The sequence below is a fragment of the Tsukamurella soli genome (assembly GCF_039541155.1).
Classification (GTDB): domain Bacteria; phylum Actinomycetota; class Actinomycetes; order Mycobacteriales; family Mycobacteriaceae; genus Tsukamurella; species Tsukamurella soli.
Map to the genome: position 1 here is coordinate 66,046 of NZ_BAABFR010000015.1, position 6,724 is coordinate 72,769.

The 6,724-nt window shown below is 72.0% G+C and carries 8 protein-coding genes; all 8 read left to right on the forward strand.

Annotated elements, in window-relative coordinates; all coding sequences use genetic code 11:
• Positions 1-18 precede the first annotated feature (18 nt).
• Genes ABD908_RS07045 through ABD908_RS07080 form a run of 8 tightly spaced genes read left to right on the forward strand, consistent with a single transcriptional unit; the run spans position 19 to position 6,413 of the window.
• On the forward strand, positions 19-435 hold the full coding sequence (locus ABD908_RS07045) for a hypothetical protein (protein WP_344992906.1): 417 nt from the start codon (positions 19-21) through the stop codon (positions 433-435).
• Positions 432-908, forward strand: coding sequence for an SRPBCC family protein (locus tag ABD908_RS07050; protein ID WP_344992909.1), 477 nt, complete (start codon positions 432-434; stop codon positions 906-908). The genes ABD908_RS07045 and ABD908_RS07050 overlap by 4 nt, the downstream gene beginning before the upstream one ends.
• Entirely contained in the window at positions 908-2,203 is a 1,296-nt protein-coding gene (locus ABD908_RS07055) for an ArsA family ATPase (protein WP_344992911.1), read from the forward strand. Before ABD908_RS07050 ends, ABD908_RS07055 begins: the two co-directional genes overlap by 1 nt.
• Positions 2,187-2,759: a hypothetical protein gene (locus tag ABD908_RS07060; protein ID WP_344992912.1), complete on the forward strand. Its 573-nt coding sequence runs from the start codon at positions 2,187-2,189 to the stop codon at positions 2,757-2,759. The genes ABD908_RS07055 and ABD908_RS07060 overlap by 17 nt, the downstream gene beginning before the upstream one ends.
• Before the next feature lie 10 nt (positions 2,760-2,769).
• A complete protein-coding gene (locus tag ABD908_RS07065; RefSeq protein WP_344992913.1) occupies positions 2,770-3,753 on the forward strand; it encodes an ROK family protein in 984 nt (327 codons plus the stop codon).
• Positions 3,754-3,801: 48 nt separating this feature from the next.
• Entirely contained in the window at positions 3,802-4,512 is a 711-nt protein-coding gene (locus ABD908_RS07070) for a lysophospholipid acyltransferase family protein (RefSeq protein ID WP_344992916.1), read from the forward strand.
• An 11-nt stretch (positions 4,513-4,523) separates the two neighbouring features.
• Positions 4,524-5,000 carry a polyadenylate-specific 3'-exoribonuclease AS gene (locus tag ABD908_RS07075; RefSeq protein ID WP_344992919.1) on the forward strand — a complete coding sequence of 159 codons (477 nt, stop codon included), beginning with the start codon at positions 4,524-4,526 and terminating at the stop codon, positions 4,998-5,000.
• Between the two features lie 9 nt (positions 5,001-5,009).
• Positions 5,010-6,413, forward strand: a complete 1,404-nt coding sequence (locus ABD908_RS07080) for a class II 3-deoxy-7-phosphoheptulonate synthase (protein WP_344992922.1) — start codon at positions 5,010-5,012, stop codon at positions 6,411-6,413.
• Positions 6,414-6,724: the final 311 nt, after the last annotated feature.

Below are 6,724 nucleotides of genomic sequence, written 5' to 3' on the forward strand. Positions count from 1 at the left end.
ATGTGTGAAGCTATTGGCGTGAGTACCATCCAAGTCGCCGACGTAGCCTTCGTGGCCGCCACGCCGCGGCGGGTCGCTGCGGCCCTGGCCGGGGAGCGGCGCTGGCGCACGTGGTTCCCGGACCTGCGGCTGTCCGTGACCGACGACCGCGGCGAACGCGGGTTGCGCTGGGGCGTCCAGGGCGCATTGGCGGGCACGTCCGAGATGTGGATCGAGCCGGCGCTCGACGGGGTACTACTCCACTACTTCCTGCACGCCGAGCCGACGGGGGCGCCGCCGCCCGCGGAGGTGGCGGCCGAGACCCGAGCCAGGCGGGTCGCCGGCCGGTCAGCGATGCTGGACGTGAAGTTCACGGCCGAGGAGGGCCGGGCTCTGGGGGAGCCGGCGCTGACCGACGACGAGACCGCGCTCGATTCCGGGAAGGGACACCGATGACCGACCGTACACAGGAATCCATCGTCGTGCGTGCGCCCGCGAAGGACGTGATGGCGGCGATCGCCGACTTCGACCGCTACCCGGAATGGGTGTCGGCGGCGAAGGAGGTCGCCGTCGTCGACCGCGCCGACGGCGGCGCGGCGCGGCGCGTCCGCTTCGTGGTCGCCGAGGGCTTTCTCAAGGACACCTACGTGCTCGAGTACACCTGGGCTCCCGGCGGGCGCGCGGTGCAGTGGGAGCTGGTGGAGTCGACGCTGCAGCGCACCCAGCACGGCGAGTACCAGCTCACCCCGTCCGCCGACGGCAGCGAGACCACCGTCACCTACACGCTCGAGGTGACCCTGCAGATCCCGATGCTGGGGATGCTGCGCCGCAAGGCCGAGAAGACCATCACCGACACCGCGCTCAAGGAGCTCAAGCGGCACGTGGAGAGCCTGGCGGAGCAGCGCGGAGAGCCGCGCGAAGGGGTCTAGTGCCCGCGCGTCGGGTCGAGGCCGGGCCCCGCACACTGGTCGTGGCGGGTGCGGGCGGGGCTGGCAAGTCCGCGGTGGCGTGTGCGCTAGCCGAGCGGTCCGCGGCCCGCGGCGACCGTACGCTGCTGGTCTCGACTGGGCGGGTCCGCGAGCCGCTGCTCGCGCCCGACGATGCCGACCGGAGCGACCGTGCCCCCGCCTACGAGCAGGTACACCTCAACCCCGTCACCCTGCTCGCGCAGTGGTGGGAGCGGATCGTCGGTGGCATCCGCGCCGCCCGCCCGCCGCGGGCTGACGGCGACGATCCGGGATTCGACCCGTTCGTCCTCGAGCCGCCCGAGCTGACGGGGCTCGCCGAGCCCGAGCACCTGCTCACACTGTCTGCGATCCATCGCTATGCGACCGCCGCCGATGACGCCGGACGTGCGTACGACGTCGTCATCGTCGACGCCCCCGGCTTCGAGGAGCTGGTCGCGCTGCTGACCGCGCCCGCGTCGATCGCGGCGTACCTGGAGCGGGTATGGCCGCGCCACGTGCGTCTGTCGGCGCCGGTGTCCGTGGACGGGCCGGCCACCGGCTCTGTGGCCGGCCTGATCCTCGCCGAACGCCTGACCGTGCTGGCCGAGGAGCTGGCGGGCTTCGCCGCGGACCGGCGCGCACTCGAACTGGTCTACGTGCTGGCGGCCGACGGGGCACGGGTGACCCGCGCGCGCCGTGAGCTGGCGGCGCTCGAGGTGCTGGGCCTGCGGCCGTCGGGCCTGGTGCTCAACCGGGTCCTGCGCGCCGATCCGCGGTTCGCGCACGACCTGCCGCACCCCGCCCTGCAGTGGTTCGCGCGGCGGCTGTCCGCGCAGCAGGTCGCCGTCGACGGCGCCCGGGAGCTGGGCGACGCGCTGGCGCGGCCGGTGCTCGAGGTCGACGAGGCCGCCGTTCCGCTGTCCGGGCCGGTCGAGGCGGGCGGGTTGGCGGTGTCGTCGCCCGACGGTGGGGACCCCCTGGACCGCCTGCGCGGCGCCGCCGACCCGGCCGAGCCGTCGCTGCGCCACGTCGGAGGGTTCGGCCTGGACGCCCGCTACGAGTGGACGGTGGCGCTGCCGCTGGTGGACCCGTCGACGATCGCCCTGGGCCGCGTCGAGGAGGACGTGGTGGTGGAGGCGGAGGGTGTGCGTCGTCGGCTGCGGCTGCCATCGGTGCTGCGCCGCTGCGTGGTGGCGGGCGCGACCTACGCCGACGGTGAGCTGCGCGTCGACTTCGCCCCCGATCCGGAGTTGTGGCCGCATGGCGCCGAGCGATAGCGGCACCCCGCCGGGGCCCGGGGCCGAAGGCACGGGCCCGTTCGGCGACCCGCGCATCGACGAGTTCTATGTGGCGGCGTCACACCTCCTCGAATCGGTGCGGCCCTGGCTCGCGGACGCGATGGCCGACCACGCCGCCCACGCCGAGGGCGAGCCGGGCGACTGCCGGCTGTGTGCCGCTGTCGACGTGGCGTCCACGAACTGGGACGGGCTGCTGCGAGATGTGCTCGCGGCGCTGTCGACCTTCGCCGACTCGTTCCTCGCGGACCTGCTGGTACTGGCGGGGCAGCTGCTCGGGACGGCGACGGGGCGCTTCGGCGACATGGCCGCCCAGTACGCTGCGGCGACCGGCCGCGCCGCTCCGATCACCGGTGACGCGAGTGCGGATGCCGGGGCGGGACCCGGCACCGTCGGGCCGGAGTCGCGCGGCGCGGAACCCGGGCCCGGACGGCGCACGTACCACCCCATCGACGTACAGCTGGGCGGCGCCGCGCCGCCCAGCCGGGACCACACGGCCGCCGGACCGGCGGCCGCAGACGAGGAGGAGCCCCAGTGAGGTTTGCGAGTTGACGGGCATACATGACGGTCGCGGCGGACCCGACACCATCGGGATCGATATCGGCGGCACATCCGTACGCGCCGGCGTCATCTCGGCCGACGGAACCATGGTGGACGCCGCCCGCGCCGAGACCCCGCGCAGCGCCCGGGCACTCGAGCGCTGCCTGGACCGCCTCGTCGGCGAGCTCAGCGCGCGCAACGAGGTGGCGGCCGTGGGGCTGGCCGTCGCCGGGTTCCTCGATCCCGAGCGGACCACGGTGAACTTCGCACCGCACCTGCCGTGGCGGGACGTGCGGGTGCCCGAGGAGATGAGCCGCCGCGTGGGCATGCCGGTGGTGATGGAGCACGACGCCAACTCCGCGGCGTGGGCGGAGTACGTATACGGCGGCGCGAAGCGGGCCGAGGTGACCTGCGTCGTGGCGATCGGTACCGGTATCGGCGCGGCGTTGATCGTGGACGGGAAACTGTTCCGCGGGGCGTTCGGGGTGGCTCCGGAACTCGGGCACCTGCAGGTGGTGCCCGACGGGCGGCCGTGCGACTGCGGCAAGTCCGGCTGCTGGGAGCGGTACTGCAGTGGTACGGCGCTGGTGGAGACCGCGATCGACCTGATGGCACCGTCGGGTACGCACGGGTTGCTGATGGCGCGCGAGGTGGCCGCCGACCCGGGGTCGCTGACGGGGCGCCGCGTCGCCGCTGCCGCGGAGGCGGGTGACCCGGTGGCGCAGGAGGCCGTTGCCGACTTCGCGAAGTGGCTCGGCGTGGGTCTGGCGATGGTGAGTGACATCTTCGATCCGGATCTGATCGTCCTGGGCGGTGGCGTAGGCGCGTCGTCGCGGCTGTACCTCGACGATGCGCGCGATCACTTCGCGCGCCTGCTGACCGGTGCGAAATACCGTCGGCGGGCACGGATCCGCGCCACCGAGCTGGGGGAGCGGGCCGGGATGCTGGGTGCCGCGGCGATCGCGAGGGACGCGGTGGCGGCGCGGCGCTGACGGTACAGTGAGTGCGATACAGCCGGACTTGTCTAGGAGCTGCGCGACATGTGGTGGATGGTCTTCAAGTGGGTAATCATCGGCCCCGTACTACGGGCGGTGGGCCGCCCGCGGATCGAGGGGCTCGAGAACCTGCCCAAGGAGGGGCCCGCGATCGTGGCCAGTAACCATCTGGCGGTCATGGACTCGTTCTTCCTGCCGCTCATGGTGCCGCGCCGGATCACGTTCCTGGCGAAGTCCGAGTACTTCACCGGCAAGGGGTTCAAGGGCGCCTTCCAGAAGTGGTTCTTCACGGCGATGGGCTGCATCCCGATCCACCGCGGCAGTGCGGACTCCGCGCAGGACGCCCTCGACGCGGGCGTGGAGGCGATCAGCGAGGGACGCCTGCTCGGCATGTACCCCGAGGGCACGCGCAGTCCCGACGGGCGTCTGTTCAAGGGCAAGACCGGCATGGCACGCGTGGCCCTCGAGACGGGAGCCAAGGTGATCCCGGTGGCGATGATCAACACCGAGAAGTTCAACCCACCCGGCACCACCCTCCCGCGGTTCACGCACGTACGGGTGAGGATCGGTAAGCCGCTGGACTTCTCGCGGTTCGAGGGGATGGCCGGTAACCGCTTCATCGAGCGCGCCGTCACCGACGAGGTGATGTACGAACTGATGCGCCTGTCGGGCCAGCCGTACGTGGACGTGTACGCCGCCGACGTCAAGAACGGCGTCGTCGAGGCGCCGAGTGCCGCCTCGAAGACCGTGGCCTGAGCGGCATCTCCTTGCGATTCTTCTACGACACCGAGTTCATCGAGGACGGGCGGACGATCGAGCTGGTGTCGATCGGGGTGGTCGGCGAGGACGGGCGCGAGTTCTACGCCGTCTCCACCGAGTTCGACCCCGAACGAGCCGGCCCGTGGGTGCGGGTCAACGTGCTGTCGAAGCTGCCGCCACCCGCCGCGAAGGTGTGGCGGTCACGCGCGCGGATCCGCGACGAGCTGCTCGACTTCCTCACCGCCGCCCCCGGCGACGTCGAGCTGTGGGCGTGGGTCGCGGCCTACGATCACGTGGCGTTGTGCCAGCTGTGGGGGCCGATGACGGCGCTGCCCCGCGCCCTGCCGCGGTTCACCCGCGAGCTCAAACAGCTGTGGGACTTCAGCGGCCGGCCGGCGCTGCCCCCGGCACCGTCGGACGCCCACGACGCGCTGGCCGACGCGAGGCACAACCTGGCGAAGTACCGGGCGATCACCGGCGCGTAATATTCCGGCGTGGCTGGAAACTGGACCGTCGACGTCCCCATCGATACCCTCCCGAAGCTCCCCGACCTCCCCGGGGATCTGCGCCAGCGCCTCGATGCCGCCCTCGCGCGCCCCGCGCTGCAGCAGCCGAGCTGGCCCCGCGAGCAGGCGGATGCGATGCGGACGGTGCTCGAGTCCGTACCGCCGATCTGCGTGGCCACCGAGATCGAGGCCCTGTCGGCGCAACTCGCCGAGGTCGCGCTGGGTCGCGCGTTCCTGCTGCAGGGCGGCGACTGCGCCGAGACGTTCGTGGACAACACCGAGCCGCACATCACCGGCAACATCCGCACGTTGCTGCAGATGGCCGTGGCGCTGACCTACGGCTCGTCGATGCCGGTGATCAAGGTCGCGCGGATCGCGGGTCAGTACGCGAAGCCGCGCTCGAGCGACACCGACGCCCTGGGGCTCAAGAGTTACCGCGGCGACATGATCAACGGCTTCCCGCCCGATGACGCGGTACGCCAGCATGACCCGTCACGCCTGATCCGTGCGTACGCCAACGCCAGCGCGGCGATGAATCTGGTTCGCGCCGTGACCAATTCGGGGATGGCCGACCTGCACAAGGTGCACGACTGGAACCGCGAGTTCGTGGCGAACTCGCCTGCGGGTGCGCGCTACGAGGCCCTCGCCGCCGAGATCGACGGCGGCCTGCGGTTCATGAGCGCGTGCGGCGTCGAGGACCGCAACCTCAAGACCGCCACCATCTACAGCTCGCACGAGATGCTGGTGCTGGACTACGAGCGCGGCCTGCTGCGGCTCGCGGAGAACCCGGACGACCCCGAGGCCCAGCGCGTTCTGTACGACCTGTCGGCGCACTTCCTGTGGGTCGGGGAGCGCACCCGGCAGCTGGACGGCGCGCACGTCGCGTTCTGCGAGCTGATCCACAACCCGATCGGCGTCAAGATCGGGCCCAAGACCACGCCCGAGGAGGCGGTCGACTACGTCCGCAAGCTCGACCCCACCAACAAGCCCGGCCGGCTGACGTTGGTGTCGCGCATGGGCAACGGGCACGTGCGCACGGCCCTGCCGCCCATCGTCGCGGCCGTCGAGGCCACCGGACACAAGGTGATCTGGCAGTGCGACCCCATGCACGGCAACACGCACGAGTCGTCCACGGGCTACAAGACCCGCCACTTCGACCGGATCGTCGACGAGGTGCAGGGCTTCTTCGAGGTGATCCGCGGTGCGGGCGCCCACCCCGGCGGAGTGCACGTGGAGCTGACCGGCGAGAACGTCACCGAGTGTCTCGGCGGCGCGCAGGAGATCTCGGATCTCGACCTCGCCGGGCGCTACGAGACCGCGTGCGACCCACGGCTGAACACCCAGCAGTCGCTGGAGCTGGCGTTCCTGGTCGCGGAGATGCTCCGGGGGTAGGGGCTGCCCTGGGATCGACGACCCGGCGGCGCAACCCCACCTCGAGAGGGGGGCTGCGCCGCTGGGCCATAGATCGTCGCGTGACTTGTTCCGCAACGGTGTTGGGGCGGCGTTCACGTCGCCGACACCACCGGGCCACGGCCTGCGCGAATCATGGTCGGCATGGCCGACGAATCCAGCCCGGAATCCGCCCGCCCACAACCGACCGGAGCCCAGCCGGCCGCTTCCGTCGCACTCGCACGGCGCGGCGTCAGCCGACGCCGGCTGCTCGGCGCGGGCGTGGCGGGCCTGGCCGTCGGCGCGGGCGGGAC